Origin of the sequence: Neisseria mucosa (assembly GCA_003028315.1) — a bacterium.
Classification (GTDB): domain Bacteria; phylum Pseudomonadota; class Gammaproteobacteria; order Burkholderiales; family Neisseriaceae; genus Neisseria; species Neisseria mucosa.
The window spans coordinates 2,590,365-2,607,832 of sequence record CP028150.1 but is presented as its reverse complement, the minus strand read 5'-3'; the positions used below and the strand labels follow the sequence as shown (position 1 = coordinate 2,607,832).

15 protein-coding genes and 4 pseudogenes are annotated in these 17,468 nt (G+C 43.6%); 5 read left to right on the top strand and 14 right to left on the bottom strand.

All coding sequences use genetic code 11. The features are described from left to right. Window positions 1-38: 38 nt before the first annotated feature. The 5 genes from NM96_13195 to NM96_13175 all read right to left on the bottom strand — a co-directional run bounded on the left by NM96_13195 (window position 39) and on the right by NM96_13175 (window position 5,324). Complete coding sequence (locus tag NM96_13195) at window positions 39-680, bottom strand: peptidase M23 (GenBank protein AVR80133.1); 642 nt, start codon at window positions 678-680, stop codon at window positions 39-41. A 5-nt stretch (window positions 681-685) separates the two neighbouring features. After that, the gene (locus NM96_13190) at window positions 686-1,222 is read right to left on the bottom strand and encodes a GTP-binding protein (GenBank protein ID AVR80132.1); all 537 of its coding nucleotides are present in this window, start codon (window positions 1,220-1,222) and stop codon (window positions 686-688) included. Window positions 1,223-1,234: 12 nt separating this feature from the next. Then, complete coding sequence (locus NM96_13185; protein ID AVR80131.1) at window positions 1,235-2,326, bottom strand: response regulator; 1,092 nt, start codon at window positions 2,324-2,326, stop codon at window positions 1,235-1,237. A 24-nt stretch (window positions 2,327-2,350) separates the two neighbouring features. Next, a complete protein-coding gene (locus NM96_13180) occupies window positions 2,351-3,802 on the bottom strand; it encodes a 23S rRNA methyltransferase (protein AVR80130.1) in 1,452 nt (483 codons plus the stop codon). A gap of 145 nt (window positions 3,803-3,947) precedes the next feature. Beyond that, window positions 3,948-5,324 carry a 23S rRNA (uracil(1939)-C(5))-methyltransferase RlmD gene (locus tag NM96_13175; protein AVR80356.1) on the bottom strand — a complete coding sequence of 459 codons (1,377 nt, stop codon included), beginning with the start codon at window positions 5,322-5,324 and terminating at the stop codon, window positions 3,948-3,950. A gap of 97 nt (window positions 5,325-5,421) precedes the next feature. Between NM96_13175 and NM96_13170 the strand changes: the two genes are divergently transcribed. Together NM96_13170 and NM96_13165 are read left to right on the top strand one after the other, a co-directional pair. After that, window positions 5,422-6,420 carry a L,D-transpeptidase gene (locus NM96_13170; protein ID AVR80129.1) on the top strand — a complete coding sequence of 333 codons (999 nt, stop codon included), beginning with the start codon at window positions 5,422-5,424 and terminating at the stop codon, window positions 6,418-6,420. A 283-nt stretch (window positions 6,421-6,703) separates the two neighbouring features. After that, complete coding sequence (locus NM96_13165; protein ID AVR80128.1) at window positions 6,704-7,747, top strand: N-acetyl-gamma-glutamyl-phosphate reductase; 1,044 nt, start codon at window positions 6,704-6,706, stop codon at window positions 7,745-7,747. Between the two features lie 63 nt (window positions 7,748-7,810). Here the strand turns inward: NM96_13165 and NM96_13160 are convergent. Beyond that, a pseudogene (locus NM96_13160) lies at window positions 7,811-7,927 on the bottom strand (transposase). On the opposite strand from NM96_13160, the gene NM96_13155 reads away from it, so the two are divergent. Beyond that, window positions 7,924-8,716, top strand: a protein-coding gene (locus tag NM96_13155; GenBank protein AVR80355.1) for an IS5/IS1182 family transposase whose coding sequence is annotated in 2 segments (ribosomal slippage) — window positions 7,924-8,189 and window positions 8,188-8,716 — 795 coding nt in all. Because the reading frame shifts where the segments join, the coding sequence is not laid out codon by codon here. The pseudogene NM96_13160 and the gene NM96_13155 overlap by 4 nt on opposite strands. Window positions 8,717-8,793: 77 nt before the next feature. Here the strand turns inward: NM96_13155 and NM96_13150 are convergent. Beyond that, the gene (locus tag NM96_13150; GenBank protein AVR80127.1) at window positions 8,794-9,873 is read right to left on the bottom strand and encodes a 3-dehydroquinate synthase; all 1,080 of its coding nucleotides are present in this window, start codon (window positions 9,871-9,873) and stop codon (window positions 8,794-8,796) included. A gap of 195 nt (window positions 9,874-10,068) precedes the next feature. Further along, the gene (locus tag NM96_13145) at window positions 10,069-10,617 is read right to left on the bottom strand and encodes a shikimate kinase (GenBank protein AVR80126.1); all 549 of its coding nucleotides are present in this window, start codon (window positions 10,615-10,617) and stop codon (window positions 10,069-10,071) included. Window positions 10,618-11,003: 386 nt separating this feature from the next. On the opposite strand from NM96_13145, the pseudogene NM96_13140 reads away from it, so the two are divergent. Continuing rightward, a pseudogene (locus NM96_13140) lies at window positions 11,004-11,195 on the top strand (IS110 family transposase). Here the strand turns inward: NM96_13140 and NM96_13135 are convergent. Next, a pseudogene (locus tag NM96_13135) lies at window positions 11,107-11,508 on the bottom strand (IS5/IS1182 family transposase). The pseudogenes NM96_13140 and NM96_13135 sit on opposite strands and share 89 nt — an antisense overlap. Window positions 11,509-11,558: 50 nt before the next feature. Between NM96_13135 and NM96_13130 the strand changes: the two are divergent. Further along, window positions 11,559-12,406 (top strand): IS630 family transposase gene (locus NM96_13130; protein ID AVR80125.1). Its coding sequence is split into 2 segments (ribosomal slippage): window positions 11,559-11,874 and window positions 11,874-12,406, totalling 849 coding nucleotides; the frame shifts between segments, so codons are not numbered across the junction. A gap of 2 nt (window positions 12,407-12,408) precedes the next feature. Here NM96_13130 and NM96_13125 read toward each other — a convergent pair. From NM96_13125 to NM96_13105, 5 genes and pseudogenes are all read right to left on the bottom strand, one after another. Continuing rightward, window positions 12,409-13,017 (bottom strand): annotated as a pseudogene (locus tag NM96_13125) (IS5/IS1182 family transposase). Between the two features lie 97 nt (window positions 13,018-13,114). Then, window positions 13,115-13,531 carry a DNA modification methylase gene (locus NM96_13120; protein ID AVR80124.1) on the bottom strand — a complete coding sequence of 139 codons (417 nt, stop codon included), beginning with the start codon at window positions 13,529-13,531 and terminating at the stop codon, window positions 13,115-13,117. A gap of 211 nt (window positions 13,532-13,742) precedes the next feature. Further along, a protein-coding gene (locus NM96_13115; protein ID AVR80123.1) for an IS630 family transposase occupies window positions 13,743-14,590 on the bottom strand; the annotation gives its coding sequence in 2 pieces (ribosomal slippage) (window positions 13,743-14,275 and window positions 14,275-14,590; 849 coding nt in all). Between the two features lie 166 nt (window positions 14,591-14,756). Beyond that, window positions 14,757-16,892, bottom strand: a complete 2,136-nt coding sequence (locus NM96_13110) for a type IV pilus secretin PilQ (GenBank protein AVR80122.1) — start codon at window positions 16,890-16,892, stop codon at window positions 14,757-14,759. An 18-nt stretch (window positions 16,893-16,910) separates the two neighbouring features. Further along, on the bottom strand, window positions 16,911-17,465 hold the full coding sequence (locus NM96_13105) for a pilin assembly protein (protein AVR80121.1): 555 nt from the start codon (window positions 17,463-17,465) through the stop codon (window positions 16,911-16,913). Window positions 17,466-17,468 lie beyond the last annotated feature (3 nt).

The window sequence follows — 17,468 nt, the reverse complement described above, 5'->3', positions numbered from 1 at the left end:
CATATTCCATTCTAAAATAATAATCGGTATCTAGTGTGTTAACGGCTTCCATAGCGGTGGTATAAAACTTTGACCAAGGTTACAAATGCCTCCTTGTTCAAATCAGGCATACCGCCGATAACCAAAATCAACTTGGTATTACCGATATATAAGGGGAAGAAAGTCAACTCACTTTGTCCTGAAGGATCGCAAATACCCCATGCATTATTATTAATATGCAGATTATTACGGATTAATAGGCGATGGCTGCTGTCCATCTTTGTCACTTCACTGGCCAAAAGCCCCAACTCTTCGGCAGCCTCGTGATGGAAATTCGCATTTGCAAAATACAATCCGTTCTCGTCTGCCAATAATGCCTTACCTGAGCTTGAAAGTTGCTCCAATACAGAAGGCAATTGCTCGTCAGTAAGATGCATATCCTCATTACTGGCATTTTCATCACCATACAAAAACTCAAGGCGTTGTAGGCGGTACAGCAAATTCAAAGCGGTATTGATATCACTGGTATCTGCCCATGCCAAAATTTTCTCACTGCTGATAACCTCTGTCGGGCTTGCTTTCAACAAACTATATAACAAAGTGCGGCTGGCACTGGGAGTATCACTCGTCACCGCATAATATGCCCCTGCCGGTGTAACTTTAGGATATAAATTTGATTGTAAAGAAAGAGTCGATTCCATTTATTTTATACCTCTAAACCCGGGTCGATTGAGAACAACATTGCACTTACCAATTGTTTTACATCATCTTCTCTTCGAGCATCAATCTCAAATACCGGCACATTAAAATTGTTTTGAGCCAAGTATTTCTGATAAACGTCAACGCTTGGCAGTGATCGAATATCCATCTTGGTGACACCGACAACCAGCGGGGCTTTTTTCAATAATTCACGGAAAGCCTCTAAGAAAAATTGCAGGTCTTTTAGTGGGTTAGTACGGGTATTATCCAAAAGTAGAACCAAACCCATACTACCTTGACTTAAAATCTCCCACATAAAATTAAAGCGTTCCTGCCCCGGTGTACCATAAAGGTGGACCTTCACCTCTTCATCCAAATGAATAACTCCATAATCCATTGCTACAGTAGTATAACCTTTTCGCACCAATGTCATATCGGAAGCTGATGCGTCCGTTTGCACAGGAGGTTCATCCGACAAAGCTGAAATAGCTGTTGTTTTACCCACTCCGACCGGACCGGTAAAGATAATCTTATTTTCCTTCATTACATGTCCTTCTTATCGTTTTCCCAATAACTTACGCATCAATCGTTGCAGCAGTCCGCGTGGCTGTTCTTGCGACGGTCCTGCAATCTTCTCAGCATCTTTTACCATCTGACTATCAGGCACATTGCTATTTACATCAACTTGTTCGGAAACATTAGTCTGATTGTGTGCGTATTCAGTGTCCGTTGCCAAGAAACCGGTTACGGAGGTAGCTGCAAGATAATTCAATATATCAGGCATCTCCAACGGCATAACCTTATAGAGGATATTCAGATTAACCGATGTTTTAGTTAGAAAGGCAGATAACCTCATAGATTCAGGGACTGGAGCCAGCCTGGTCAGATTGGGCCAGCGTTTCAATGTAAAAATAGTTTGAGGGGTCATCGGATAAATCAGACGACCTTGTGCAGTCCAAATCGCCATCTGCCACAGACAAGACATAATGGTAACTTTGGCTTTCTCCTTCCATTGAGGATTATCAGGTACTACTTTGCATACCACAGAAAGATTATCATCTTTACAAAGCCCCTCCAAATCATGCGCATTAACAGTCAACAAAACACGCTGAATACTTGGGAAAACTATCAATACCGGCTTGCCCTCATGTAAAACGGCAATATCCTGATGGCCTTGACTAGCGAACTTCAATGCTCCCAACAATCCTTTATTCGGATTAAACCGTTTGATTGTTGCTTTTCGCCCTTCTGTACTACCATTACCCTGAGTATTTTGTTTTGCTGCCTCACTATCAGCAGGATTAAAAACATTGCCACCTTGAGCCAAACTTCTCAATACAGGAAACAAGGTATCAAATTTGACCGGTTTAGGGAGATATGGCGTTTCCACGGAAGGTTCTTGTGAGCAAAACATCGCAACTGGAATATCGGAATATTCGGTTTTTAACGTTTTCCAAGTCTCAATACCGTCAGCCGTATCTGTATCTACCAGAACCAAATCCGGCTTTTCAGCAGAATCCGTACCGATAATTTGATAATTCGTCGTATTGTGCATTTTGAAAGCCATACGGAATACAGCTTCCTGCTGCTCATTCATATCACGAAGCATAACCCGTATGGTTTTAATTTTAGGTAACAGATTGTCCATAGATGGTACTCTCTAAATGTTATTTTATTTTTTTGAATATTGATTTACGCGTTGAAGCAAACGGCTCATAGCCAAAATAACCTCTTCCGGCAAACTGACAACGCGTTCACGCAAGATGCGTAAGAAATGTTCCAAACGTGCCCAGTCTTCAACTCTTTCGTAAAGATCAAACAACATGATATATAGCTGAGACTCTTGCGGATATTGCAGTACAGCCTGCTCCAAAGTATCAACAGCCAAATCTAACTGACCATACATCAATAGCGACTCGACTTCTTTTAGAGCCTCATCAGCAGGTGAAGAATTCATGCTGATAACGGACGAGTCTTTTTGTACCAAATCTCGGTATTTTGCCTTCATTTGCAAAGAAGTAGGTTGCAAATAACCTCTGGCCAAACCGATTTCTTTTACGCGGTTCTCATTTGGTCCCTTTTCCAAATCATCAAAAACCTCATGATAGCCTAGACTATATCCCCAGCCGAGCATACGTTCTTTCACTTGGCGGCCATATTGGCCGAGTGAGTGATAAAGCTTCCACAAATGTTGCGCAAACTGACCAATTTCTTCATTTTGGTAGTCCAATTTCAAAGCATCAATAATTAAGCTGGCAGGTTTAGAAGAGGTTTGAATAGCACGGTTGTATTGTTGTACGGCCGTTTTATAATCAACCTTATCCTTCAAAATTTTCGCACCATGCTCAGGCTTAACAAACCCAATAACTGCACCCATTTCCTCAGGGGTGATGTCATTAAATTCTTTTTTTCCCAACACGATTAAAGAACGTTTTGAAGCTTGAGAAGTTGGAGAAGTGTGCTGCACATCATCTGAAGAAGTTGAATCCGATTCTGAAGAATCTTCAATTCCTGAAGGTTCGCCAATTCTGCGCTCAATTTCCTGCAAGCTCCATCCCAAACGTTCCTCCGCCAAAACCCGCAGGCGCAAGTGCGTCGGCTCAGTCATTAAACCGATCTTAACGTATTCAGCCAAGCTCTCTTCAGGCAAAACCAATCCGTGTTTTTCCAAAGCATCAGCCAACATATCGATATTACCGACACGGAGACTCAGCCCGATTAATTCATGAACCAGCTTTTCGGGAGCTCCATCACCTAATCCGTTCAGATACCCGGCTAAAGACTCCGCAGCCTTGCTTTCATAACCGAACTGTTTGTACACCTGATATTCAGTCAGAGGATCAACTTCCTGGGCAGATACTGATGCTGTTGAGCCAGAGGTCTCTCCACCACCCCATTCCCAATCTTGCTGTTCAGTATTAGAAACGGATTGATTGACCTGATCCATCCAATCAGGAGTGAGAGCATCCTCATCTTTTTGATTTGATTTGTTATGATGTATTGATGATTTGGCAACCTTAGTTGTTTTTTTATGTGTCGTTCCGCTTTGTTTGAAGCGGATAAACAGCAATACAACCAACAAAAGCGCCAACAATACGATTAAAAGTGAATAATCCAAGAACACCTCCCGTTACTGTGGAGCAGCAAACAAACTATATTTTATATTCATATCCAGCAACCATCAAAATTGCCGAATCATCTTATTTTCTGAGTAAATTATGATAACATGATTCAACCGATAATTACATAAAAAACCATTTTGCAAATACCTATATACTATTTTCCAAATCGAAGACACCTATAGATTCGACATGCGAAGTCTGTGCAAACATATTCATTACCCCTGCCAATTTCAGCTTATAGCCCTTATTTACCAGCACTTCCGCATCTCTGGCAAAGGTTGCCGGATTGCAAGAAACATATACTATCCTTACCGGCAAATACGGAGCATGTAGTGATTTGACAACAGCATAGGCACCGCCTCTCGGGGGATCAAGCAACATCTTGTCGAATTGACCCCATGACGCTACCACAACCTCATCTGTTTCAAACAAATCCGCTTCAAAGAAGGATACCCTATCGGAACAACCGTTAGCCGAAGCATTGTTTCGTGCTCGCTTAACCAACGAACCTTCACCTTCGATTCCAACTACCTCAGCCCCGCTTTTTGCCATAGGAATACTGAAGTTTCCAAGCCCGCAAAACAAATCTGCAATACGCTCGTTTTTCTGAATATCTAGAAGTTTCAAAGCCCTGCCAACCATCACTCCATTTAAGCCTGCATTAATCTGGGTAAAATCCCCGGGTTTGTACGGCATTTCAACCTCAAACTCAGGTAAAGCATATCCCAAAGGCTGACAATCTTTCGGATAGAATGGCTGGGCCTCCTGTCTTCGGGCTTGCAGCCAAATCTGCCACTGTTTTTTCTCATGACCGAATATCGTATCAAACCATTTTTCAAGTTGTCTCAATTTTTGACTAGGCGGTTTTTTTCCGGAACAAATGTTCAAAACCGTTAGTTTTTCGCTATTAAAAAACTCAATGAATAGCAAATCCAAATCTATCAAACTTTGCAACATTTGCTTTATTTTTGGCAACTTCTCAGAAATATGAGCCGGCAACACCATACATGAATCGACATCAATCACTTCATGACTCTTTTTTGCCTTAAAACCGATTTTCAGACGACCACCTGCATCCTTTGAAATACTCAGTCTGGCACGCTCCCGATAATGCCATGGTGTTCCATATATAGCTGGGAGAATCTGCTTGGGTCGGATTTTGCCGATGCGTTCCAACTGCTCTTCCATAATGCGTTGTTTAAATGCAATCTGGGCTGTCGAATCAATGTGCTGTATTGAACAACCACCGCATGTATCAAAATACCTACACTTCGGCTCAACTCGATTTTCCGAATATCGGGTAATGTCAATGACCCGTGCTTCATCAAATTGTTTTTTCGAACGGATGATTTCAAACCGCACCCGCTCACCCGGTATCGCTCCTTCAATAAACAATGCCTTACCATTAACGCGCGCGACACCTCTTCCTTCATAATCCAAAGAAAAAATATCCGCCTCGCTCTCATATTGCCTGTTATCTGTCCGCATCTTCATCAAGAAAATCCATTTTGCCCGACAGGGCACATTTTGTTTGCAAAAACGCATATTCTCGCACAAAACCAAAAAGATTCAGGTATGATTGCCCGAAATATTTCCTCCCCCCCTTTTTAAATTTTAAAACATGAAAAAAATTCTCTTCAGTACAAGCCTCGCGGCTCTGACCGCCTACGCAACTGCCAACACACCCGTTCCTGATGTTTCGCCCGTTTCACAAGGTCAACATGTTGTCATCAACATTCCGCAACAGCGTCTGTTCCTCTATACCGACGGACAACTAACAAAAATTTATCCTGTTGCTGTCGGCAAAGCCATGACCCAAACCAACCTTGGGGAACACAAAATCGGAGCCAAAGCTTTTAATCCTACTTGGCACATTCCGAAATCTATTCAGAAAGAACGCGGAGACGGCGTCAAATCCGTACCTCCCGGCCCCAATAATCCTCTGGGTCCTGTTTTTGTCCGTTTGGGCGACCCGAAATTCAGTTTGGGCATTCACGGCACGAACGCGCCTGCCAGCGTACCGGGTGTCCGCAGCCACGGTTGCGTGCGAATGAAATCTCCGGATGCGCTTGAGTTTGCAAAAACCATCGCAACCGGCGCCCCTGCTTCCGTCATTTACCAACTTGCCAGCCTCAACGAAGATGCCAATAAAAATCTTTGGCTGGCTGCATATCGCGATCCTTACAATAAAAAGAACCTCGATACCGATGCCCTGAAAAAAAGTATTGCCGCTTGGGCTAAGGCGCACAGCAAAACGATTAATGCCGCCCGTATCGATGCAATTTTGAAGGCGCGTACCGGGGCGGCAAACTGTTTGACCTGTGCTAAAGGCGTCAAATTGAAAACCCCGCTGAAATCCTTGGCATGGATGAGCGGCTCCAGTACCTTCAGCAAACCGAAAGTCATGCCGAAACCCACCCCTGTGAAAGATGAAGTATTGCCCGCCGGTTCTGAAATCGAAATAGATGCGGAAGATACTCCGACTCCGAAAGCAGCTTCGGCATACTCACCGAGAAAACCCAAAGCTGCCGAATACACCTCTCCACCGGCAGCTTCTACACCTTCCTATCCAAAATATGATCTGCCGGCAGACGGAGATCCTACTTCATTGCTGTTTTGAGTAGAGATTGCTCTATAACTGTTTAAAATAAAATAGGTTCCTCACCATTTATTCTGTATGAACAGGAATAACCATTAGGTGGTTTCCCTTTAAAGGTCGTCTGAAAACTTGTCTTCCATGTTTTCAGACGACTTTTCTTTTATATATGTCAGTACCGTTTCGTATTACTCATAGTGGCTGTTTCCACTATACATCACCGTTCCTCTATAATGGACAACAGTATTCGAACGAAGTCGATACCGGCAAATCTGCCCACATCTAAAAATTACTCTTGGAGAAATCTATGAATTCGAAAATCAAAGTCGGCGTTGTCGGTGCAACAGGCTACACCGGCGTAGAGCTTTTGCGGCTTCTCAGCAGTCATCCGAATATTGAAATTACAACGGTAACCAGCCGCAGCGAGTCAGGTAAAGCAGTTTCCGATTACTTTCCCAGTCTGAGGGGAATCTACGATCTGACCTTTCAAACACCCGAACACGCCGGTTTGGAAAAATGCGATATTGTCTTTTTCGCCACCCCAAATGGAATCGCCATGAACGATGCTCCTCGTCTTTTGGAAAAAGGTATCCGCATCGTCGACTTATCCGCTGACTTTCGTATACAGGATATTTCCACATGGGAACATTGGTACAAAATGAAGCACGCCAGCCCGGATATTGTTCCTCAAGCGGTGTACGGATTAAGTGAATTAAACCGAGATGCCATCGCATCTGCACAAATCGTTGCCAACCCCGGTTGTTATCCGACCTGCGTTTCACTGCCTTTACTCCCTCTGCTGAAAGAAGGTCGTCTGAAACCACATATGCCGCTGATTGCGGACTGTAAATCAGGCGTATCCGGCGCAGGTCGGAAAGCCAATACCGGCTCACTGCTTTGCGAAGCCGGAGATAATTTTAAAGCCTACGGCATTACGGGACACCGACACCAGCCCGAAATTCGGCAAACCATCGCCACATTGCAACCAGGAATTGCCGAACATTTCATCTTCGTTCCCCATCTGACACCCATGATCCGAGGTATGCACGCCACTTTATACCTTCATCTTGAGGACGGTTGCAATCCGGAAGCTGTTTTACGCGAATTTTATCGGGACAGCCCTTTTGTGGACATCATGCCGGCCGGCTCAACACCAGAAACCCGCAGCGTGCGCGGTGCGAACCTTTGCCGTATCAGCATCCAAAAATCTTCATCTGACAATGTATGGATCGCTCTGTCCGTCATCGACAACTTAGTTAAAGGGGCGGCAGGACAAGCTGTTCAGAATATGAATATCATGTTTGGCTTTGATGAAAAACTCGGTTTGATACAAACTCCACTCCTACCTTAATCATATAAAAGGTCGTCTGATAACTTTTCAGAACGTGTCCATTGTCTCAGCCTCTGCTGTAAACTATAGTGGATTAACTTTAAACCAGTACGGCGTTGCCTCGCCTTGCCGTACTATTTGTAATGTCTGCGGCTTCGTCGCCTTGTCCTGATTTAAATTTAATCCACTATATCGGCATGAACAGAAAAACCTACCCAAGCGATATCAGTCGCGAGCAATTTGCGCCTCTCCTTCCCCTGCTGGAAAGTGCCCGTAAACGCACAGCGCCACGCCAGGTGGACTTGTACGATGTCTTTTGTGCCATTCTCTACCTGCAACGCACTGGCTGCTCCTGGCGCGCTTTGCCGGGCGACTTCCCCAAATGGCGCACCGTGCATTCCCACTTCCAGAGATGGACCGAACCACGCGAGAGTGGCATCAGCATCCTTGAGGAAGCATTAAAAAAATCAGGTAGTTGCGGAGCGCCGCAAGCAGGGGCGCCATGAAGCAACTACTTTCCTGATTATTGATGCGCAGAGTGTGAAGAACACGGATACCGCCATGGAAAAAGGCTACGATGCGGACAAGAAGGTTAGCGGTATCAAGCGATATATAGCGGTTGACACGCAAGGTTTGCCGCATGCCCTTGCGGTAACGACGGCGGATGTTACGGATAGAAAAGGCTGCCTGGTGGCATTGGAACGTGGGCGGGATAACCTTGGTGCGATACAAAAAATCCTTGCTGACGGTGGTTACACGGGTAAGGCATTTGCTTCGTCGGTACAGGAGTTGATTGGTGCGGAGGTAGAGATTGCCAAACGAAACGAATTGCACCGTTTTGCAGTATTGCCGAAGCGATGGGTAGTAGAGCGCAGCTTTTCCTGGTTGGAAAAGAACAGGCGGCTTTGGAAAAACTGCGAGCGTAAGTTGAGTACCAGTCTGCAAATGGTAGCTTTGGCTTTCTTGGGAGTCCTGCTACGAAGACTATGAACACGCTCTCAGACGACCTTTTCTATTTTTGACCCATGCGACAATGAATATGCACGGCATATTTACTGGAATGCACATTACAAATACGGCTGCAAAGTCCGCTTTAAAATATCAATATCGCTAACTTCAGTAATATTGGCTTCCCCCAAACGGTTCAGCCCGATAAAACGCATCACGCCGCTACTGACCTTTTTGTCATGGCTCATATGGCTGATCCATTTTTCAAACGGAAATTTAGGCGGAAATGACGGCAATCCTGCAGCATCCATTAAAAAAGCGATTCGACGTGTATCCGCATCGGAAATTTTACCAAATTCTTCGGATAATCTACCTGCCAGCACACAACCCGCTGCTACTGCCTCACCATGCAACCATACTCCGTAACCCATTTCCGCCTCGATGGCGTGTCCGAAAGTATGGCCGAGATTAAGCCACGCGCGGATACCTTGTTCGGTTTCATCTTTGGCAACAATGTCGGCTTTCATTTTGCAGCAGTGATATACCGCCTGCGTCAATTTCTCTTGGTTTTGCACCATCAAATCCTCAATGTTTTGTTCCAACCACTCAAAGAAATCAACATCGCCAAGTGCACCATATTTAATAACTTCCGCCATACCTGCCGATAATTCTCGGCGCGGCAAGGTCTTCAATGTTTCCAAATCAGCCAAGACCGCCTGCGGTTGGTAAAACGCACCAATCATATTTTTTCCAAGCGGATGGTTGATGCCCGTCTTCCCACCTACGGATGAATCCACTTGACTTAACAGAGTTGTCGGGATTTGGATAAACGGCGCACCTCGTTGGTACGTGGCAGCGGCAAAGCCGACCATATCGCCGATTACCCCGCCACCCAATGCAATTAGTGTAGTTTTCCGTTCGGCCCTGTTTTCCATCAATCCGTCAAAAATAAGGTTCAATGTCTGCCAGTTTTTATATTTTTCGCCATCCGGCAAGATAATGCTGAAATGCCTGATACCGATTCTGTCCAAACTCATTTGAAGACTTTTCAGATATAAAGGCGCAACAGTTTCGTTGGTTATGATTGCGGCCGTTTTATTCAAATAAGGCTTGAGTAAACTATCAGCCTGACCGATAAGGTCATACCCGATAAAAATAGGATATTGATGAGACGGAGTTTGAACAGTCAAAGTACGCATAGGAGAAGACTCCTTATCAAAATAAATCATGTGGGAACAACGCAAAATAATATACGCTTGCCGCTCTGTTGAAAACTGACTAGATAAAGAACGTTTTATCAAGCAAAACCAATAGGGCTGCAAACATATAACTAAAGGTCGTCTGAAACCATTTTTATTACATTTCAGACGACCTAATCAACAAAGACAACACTTTTAATCATCATATTCAATGAATTGTCGCTCATCCAAACATTCAACCAATTTTCGAAGGGTTTTAGCACAACTCTCCGACTCTATAACGATATGCGCGGTCTCACGATAAATCGGATCTCGAACCGTATACAATTCACGTAATTTCTTTAAAGGATCGTCCGTTTTTAAAAGCGGGCGGCTGCTATCATAACGTGTACGCTCTAACAGCACTTCAGGTAATGCATGCAAATAAACCACCGTACCATGCTCACGCAGGCAACGTCGGTTTTCTTCACGCAAAACCGAGCCACCTCCCGTCGATAACACAATGCCGTTTAATGCCGACAGCTTTTTCAGCATCAAAGTCTCACGGTGTCGGAATCCTCCCTCTCCCTCCATCTCGAAAATAGTGGAAATAGAAACACCTGATGCTGAGCAAATTTCCAAATCACTATCATAAAACGGGCAGTCGTACATTTGAGCAAACTGCCTTCCCAGCGTTGTTTTTCCTGCCCCCATCAATCCGATAAGAATTAAATTACCATTGAGCTTTTCCATGAAGGTGTTCATCCGATACAAGATTTATGAATACTGCCAGGCATGCGTTGGCACTTATTTATACTTAGTTTTCCGACAATACCGATTATATCGTGTTTAACCCTGCTTACCTAAGACCATGGATGGTATTAAAGATTACGTGATGTTTTCAGACGACCTATTTATAGTAATAGCAGCTTTGCCCCACTCATTTGTCACAAACAATTTAGAATGAAAGTAGCCTCAGTGTATAAAAACCCAATCTCTCGCTCTGCAAGTCTAGATTGAACTCATCAGGGAATAGAAATACATCATCGAATATAGCTATCACCATTTATGGATATTTCACCATATTCCTTCCAAAATAAACAAAAAGAGACCTTTGCAAAAAAGCCTTTCCCCCAACAGCCGAAACCCAAACACAGGTTTTCGTCTATTTCCGCCCCTAATTGCTCCTGATTTTACCCAAATACCCCCTTAATCCTCCCCGGATACCCCATAATCAGGCATCCGGGCCGCCTTTTAGGCGGCAACAGGCACACTTAGCCTGTTGGCCGCTTTCAACAGGTTTAAACACATCGCCTTCAGATGGCTTTGCGCACTCACTTTGAGCAGACCAAAATAGGCTGCCCGGGCGTAGCGGAATTTACGGTGCAGCGTACCGAAGCCTTGTTCGACCACATAACGGGTCTTCGACGAATATCGGTTACGCTTTGTTTGATTTTCCGTCAGCGGACGGTTGCGGCAGGCTTTGCGCATAATGCCGTCTAACAACTGATGCTCTTTCAGATGTTGCCGGTTTTCCTTACTGTCGTAGCCTTTGTCGGCATAGACGGTCGTACCTTCGGCAATGCCTTCCAACAAAGGGGACAGATGGTTGCACTCATGGGTATTGGCAGGAGTGATGTGCAGTTTCTCGATATATAGTCAATTAAAAATAAAATAGTACAATACTCAACTTTGAAGGTCTAACCATGGCATACTCTGCGGACTTAAGAAACAAAGCTTTAAACTATTACGAACAATGCAAAAACATCAGCCAAACCGCAGCAACGTTTAACTTGTCAAGAAACACGCTTTACCTGTGGATTCGCCTTAAAAAACAAACAGGCAGCCTAAAACATCAAGTTACCGGTCTAAATGCCGTCAAATTGGATAGGCAAAAACTGGCTCAATATGTTGGGCAACACCCGGATGCCTATCTGCATGAAATCGCCAAACATTTTGATTGTACGCCAGCCGCCGTTTGCTATGCACTCAAACAGATGGGGATGACGCGCAAAAAAAGACCACCACTTACAAAGAACAAGACCCGGCCAAAGTAACGCATTATTTGACACAGCTGGCCGAATTTTCCGACTACCAACGTGTTTATTTGGATGAAACAGGATTTGACCGCTACCTGTTCCGTCCCTATGCCCGCAGCCTGAAAGGGCAAATAGTGAAAGCGCAGATAAGTGGAAAAAGATACCGACGCTTATCTCTGGTGTCCGCACAAGTCGGCAACCGGCTGATTGCTCCGATGGTTTATCAAAATACGATGACCGGAGTCTTTTTTGAAGCGTGGTTTCAGCAATGCCTACTGCCCGCATTGACTCAAAAATCGGTGATTATTTTAGATAATGCGCGATTTCACCGTATGGGTGTCTTACGGGAAATGGCGGAAAAATGGGGACATAAGGTATTGCCTCTTGCACCTTATTCACCTGAGCTCAACCCGATTGAGAAGGTGTGGGCGAATATTAAGCGGTATCTGCGAACCGTATTGTCTGATTACGCCCGATTTGACGATGCGCTACTGTCCTATTTTGATTTTAATTGACTATAGCCTTCCTCATCGGTACGGGTATGTTGTTTGTAACCGAGTTTGTAGAGGCCGTTTTTCTTTGTCCAACGGGCATCTTTGTCCTTACTCGGTGTGGTTTGTCCGCTGACTTGTCCTTCCTCGTCGACTTCTATGGCCTGACGCTGTTTGCTGCCGGCAGTCTGAATAATGGTGGCATCAATGACGGCGGCGGATGCCTTCTCTAATTTTAGGTTTTTTTCGGCCAGTTGTCGGTTAATCAGTTCCAGCAATTCGGACAGGGTGTCGTCTTGCGCCAGCCAGTTGCGGTAGCGGCATAAGGTGCTGTAATCGGGGATGCTCAGTTCGTCAAAACGGCAAAACAGGTTGAAATCGATGCGGGTGATGAGGCTGTGTTCGAGTTCGGGATCGGAGAGGCTGTGCCATTGTCCGAGCAGGACGGCTTTGAACATGGACAACAGGGGATAGGCGGGACGTCCACGGTGGTCTCTAAGGTAACGGGTTCTTTGACGGTTCAGGTATTGTTCGATCGGTTGCCAATCAATCACCTGATCCAACTTCAATAGTGGGAAGCGGTCGATGTGTTTGGCGATCATGGCTTGTGCGGTTTGCTGGAAGAAGGTGCTCATGGAAAATCCCCTAAATGTCTTGATGGGAATTTAGGGGATTTTGGGGAATTTTGCAAAGGTCTCCAAACATTAATTAAAGTTTAGATAAATCAACAGCCTAATAAACGGATATCAAATGAAGCATACCCTGATCATTCACATAGATAAAAACATTATTTTTTCTAAATACATATATTGAAGAGTTCTTCTCACATAGCCAATTGTACTTTTCAGCAAAATTTAGCCAGTCATCAATACCGGAAAAATCTGAAAACAAATCATTTAAAACTACAGATTTGGCATTTTTGTTCTCAAAATTTATCTGCATACAGATTATTTTTTTATTTTCTAACGAGAACATTATATTTTCATAATTATCTAAAAATATTTTTGATTTTTTAGAAATCCTCATAGGGTTTAATACAAAACCTTTGATTTCTTGGCAAATATCTTCTTGATCATCCCCTACATGAAGCTTACCAATCCTTCCGCTTTCAACAACATCACTAACTAAATACAGTTCACATCGATTCATCACCACTTCCTCACACACAAATTTAGTCTTATACCCACTAACCTTTTTAATTGGCAACCTTATTTATACCGATATCAGGAATTTTCTATTCTTCTAATAAACCCAGGTCGTCTGAAATTTTTCAGACGACCTTTTCACGACCTTTTTTGAATACCAAACAATACATATAAAATTTATTAAACAGGGGTATATCTAGGCAAAGAATTTATAGTTAATTAAAATCAAAATAGGACAGTAACGCATCGTCAAATCGGGCGTAATCAGACAATACGGTTCGCAGATACCGCTTAATATTCGCCCACACCTTCTCAATCGGATTGAGCTCAGGTGAATAAGGTGCAAGAGGCAATACCTTATGTCCCCATTTTTCCGCCATTTCCCGTAAAACACCCATACGGTGAAATCGCGCATTATCTAAAATAATCACCGATTTTTGAGTCAATGCAGGCAGTAGGCATTGCTGAAACCACGCTTCAAAAAAGACCCCGGTCATCGTATTTTGATAAACCATCGGAGCAATCAGCCGGTTGCCGACTTGTGCGGACACCAGAGATAAGCGTCGGTATCTTTTTCCACTTATCTGCGCTTTCACTATTTGCCCTTTCAGGCTGCGGGCATAGGGACGGAACAGGTAGCGGTCAAATCCTGTTTCATCCAAATAAACACGTTGGTAGTCGGAAAATTCGGCCAGCTGTGTCAAATAATGCGTTACTTTGGCCGGGTCTTGTTCTTTGTAAGTGGTGGTCTTTTTTTGCGCGTCATCCCCATCTGTTTGAGTGCATAGCAAACGGCGGCTGGCGTACAATCAAAATGTTTGGCGATTTCATGCAGATAGGCATCCGGGTGTTGCCCAACATATTGAGCCAGTTTTTGCCTATCCAATTTGACGGCATTTAGACCGGTAACTTGATGTTTTAGGCTGCCTGTTTGTTTTTTAAGGCGAATCCACAGGTAAAGCGTGTTTCTTGACAAGTTAAACGTTGCTGCGGTTTGGCTGATGTTTTTGCATTGTTCGTAATAGTTTAAAGCTTTGTTTCTTAAGTCCGCAGAGTATGCCATGGTTAGACCTTCAAAGTTGAGTATTGTACTATTTTATTTTTAATTGACTATAAATTTTGCTAACAGACTATTTTTGCAAAGATCTCAAAAAACCCTAAAACTCCCTACCTACTTCGTATCAATTAAAAAAGGCATATACCCTTCCAAGCATACGCCTTTTCCAATTTTAGTAGCGGAGATTGCTGCCTACACCATCCATAATTCGCGGAGTGATGAAAACCAGCAATTCACGACGTTCTTCTTTTTTCGCACGGGACTTGAACAAATTACCCACCACTGGCAAATCGCCCAATAATGGTACTTTGTTAATCGTATCGCTATTATCTTCTTCGTAGATGCCACCAACGATCAACGTACCACCATCTTCCACCATTGCCTGAGTATTCAAGTTTTTAGTCTGAATACATTTCGTAATCAAAGAGTCCACTGTACAGTCTTGCGGTGTATCCTTGGTAATTTTTACAGTCATGATAACTTGACCATCAGGCGTTACATTCGGCGTTACCGTTAAGCCCAGCACGGCTTTTTTGAACGATACCGAGGTTGCACCACTGGAAGATGCCTCCTGATACGGAATTTCAGTACCAGACTCAATAGTAGCTTCTCTACGGTCTTGTGTCAGGACACGCGGATTAGAAATGGTCTTACTTTTACCGGTAGCTTCCGAAGCAGAAATTTCCAAACCTAATGCACCCGATGACAAAGCTCGCACCAAAGCAATATTATTAGTCGCCGCTGCCGCAGGCAGGCTAATATTCGGTTGCAAAGACCATGTACGGTAATTTGCATCACCTCGCAAAACAGCCGAATTAGTATTATGGTTATCTTGCGCATTACTCCAAGAGTTACCCCAAGCGTTGCGTCCTTTGGAACCTGCGACACCGAATTTCACGCCCAAATCACGCGAAAAACCGTCTTTTGCTTCAACGATACGGGCTTCAACCATAACTTGACGAGTCGGTACATCCAATTCCTCAATCAACTTACGGAATTTTTCTACAACATTTCGATTATCCGTAATAATCAAAGTATTCGTTGCAGGATCAATCAGCGCACTGCCACGGCCGCTCAACAAGGTATTTCTACCATTGGAGTTTCCACTATTGTTGTCGTCCAAACGCAAAATTTTCCGGAACTCTTCTACATTCTTATACTTCAATTGGAAAGTTTGGGAATATAAAGGCCCCAGTTCGGCAATCTCTTTCTCCGCCTGCAAGAAAGCCTTATCTTTAGCCAACAATTCATCACGAGGTGCGATATTGATAATATTGCCTTGTCGGCGCATATCCAAATTACGCGCCTGCATAACCAAATCCAAAGCCTGATCCCAAGGCACATCTTTTAAAGAAAGTGTCATTTTGCCATTCACAGAATCACTGGCTACGATATTAACCCCTGACTCCTTCGCAAGGATTTGCAAAATGGTACGTACTTCAACATCTTGGAAGTCCAGGGAAATTTTACGGCCGCGGAAAGATTTGTTTGGATTTGCATTCAGCCCACTTGATTCCGTACTTGCGGACTTAGGCATTACTTCAAAAGCAAATTGACCATTTGCAGCTTTGGTATTGAAATCCCAATTACCATTATTGCGAATAATGAGTTGAGCATCATTTCCAATACGTTTTAACGTAATATTTTTAACCGGTGTACTGAAATCGGCAACATCCAAACTGCGTTGCGCTTGTGTCGGCAACGGATAATTTTTCAGAGTAATAATAACCCGATCACGTTGTTGCTTCACTTCAGGTTTTCCTGTGAAATCAGGCGCATTCAATTCCACAATACCTGAGTTATGTGCACCCTTCCTGAAGTCAATATTAGCTGAATTTACCGTTTGTTTAACTGCTTCAGACGAGCCTGCCTTCTGACGTGCATTTGCATTATTTGAAATAGCCGTAGAAGTTGTGGTTCGATCAGATGATTCTGTAACGAATACCCATACTTCATTACCATGGACTTCGGTATTATATTGCGCCGCTTTATTCAATCCCAAAACAATGCGAGATCGGTCATTATTCTGAGCCGCAGTAATTTGATTTAACAAAGGATCCGCGTATTCCAATACAGGTTGAGCCAATTGAATATTTGTTTTGGTAAAATCCAAGGCAATTCGGGACGGAGTGGATGTAACAAAGCCGCTCGGGCTAATCACATCCCGGTCAAAACGGATTTTGATAATTTTTTGACTATCCGGCAAAGTTGATACATTAATATCAGTAATATTACCAGCCAATGCAATTTGTGCTGCTGCAATCATACTGATGCCGGCAAATAATTTCGTCATATTCTTAGTTTTCATGAAGTGAGACCCCTTAAATTAGTTTGAATTCGTTGCTGAAGCATTACTGGCATCATTTGAACTATTTTCAGCATTATTGCTTAATGGCAATTCCGCCTTTCGATAAATCCAATTGCCCGAACTATCCTCAACCAACTCTGTCAAAACAATCAAATCATCAGTAATGCTTTGGATTTTTCCATAATTTTGTCCGATATAGTTCCCCGGATAAACTGTATAGACATGTCCATTTACATCAATAAAACCGACAGTTTTACTGCCATTGCTCAGCATCCCTACGTACCGCATATTTTCTAAACTGAATGCTTCCAATGCTTCTTTTGGGCGATTGGGATTTGGAGCGTTGCTACCTTTAGGTGCATTATCCAACCGTCGAAAATCGAATGCATTTAAACCACTGTAAGCTGGTGGATTATAAACAGCCGGAGGGTTCACTACCGGAGCCTCAAATGGAATGATATGAGACTTAGCATCCTGACGTGTCTTAGTCATCCACTCATTCAAATCGTCATATGCCGGTGTACACCCCGTCAATGACAGGATACTTGTAAGTAAGAAAATTTTATTTTTCATGAT

Excerpts from the sequence above, each read along its gene's own strand:
- NM96_13190 (AVR80132.1), bottom strand. The coding sequence starts at position 1,222 with ATGAAGGAAAATAAGATTATCTTTACCGGTCCGGTCGGAGTGGGTAAA.
- NM96_13185 (AVR80131.1), bottom strand. The coding sequence starts at position 2,326 with ATGGACAATCTGTTACCTAAAATTAAAACCATACGGGTTATGCTTCGT.
- NM96_13150 (AVR80127.1), bottom strand. The coding sequence starts at position 9,873 with ATGCGTACTTTGACTGTTCAAACTCCGTCTCATCAATATCCTATTTTT.
- NM96_13170 (AVR80129.1), top strand. The coding sequence starts at position 5,422 with ATGAAAAAAATTCTCTTCAGTACAAGCCTCGCGGCTCTGACCGCCTAC.
- NM96_13105 (AVR80121.1), bottom strand. The coding sequence starts at position 17,465 with ATGAAAAATAAAATTTTCTTACTTACAAGTATCCTGTCATTGACGGGG.
- NM96_13120 (AVR80124.1), bottom strand. The coding sequence starts at position 13,531 with ATGAATCGATGTGAACTGTATTTAGTTAGTGATGTTGTTGAAAGCGGA.
- NM96_13165 (AVR80128.1), top strand. The coding sequence starts at position 6,704 with ATGAATTCGAAAATCAAAGTCGGCGTTGTCGGTGCAACAGGCTACACC.
- NM96_13195 (AVR80133.1), bottom strand. The coding sequence starts at position 680 with ATGGAATCGACTCTTTCTTTACAATCAAATTTATATCCTAAAGTTACA.
- NM96_13110 (AVR80122.1), bottom strand. The coding sequence starts at position 16,892 with ATGAAAACTAAGAATATGACGAAATTATTTGCCGGCATCAGTATGATT.
- NM96_13145 (AVR80126.1), bottom strand. The coding sequence starts at position 10,617 with ATGAACACCTTCATGGAAAAGCTCAATGGTAATTTAATTCTTATCGGA.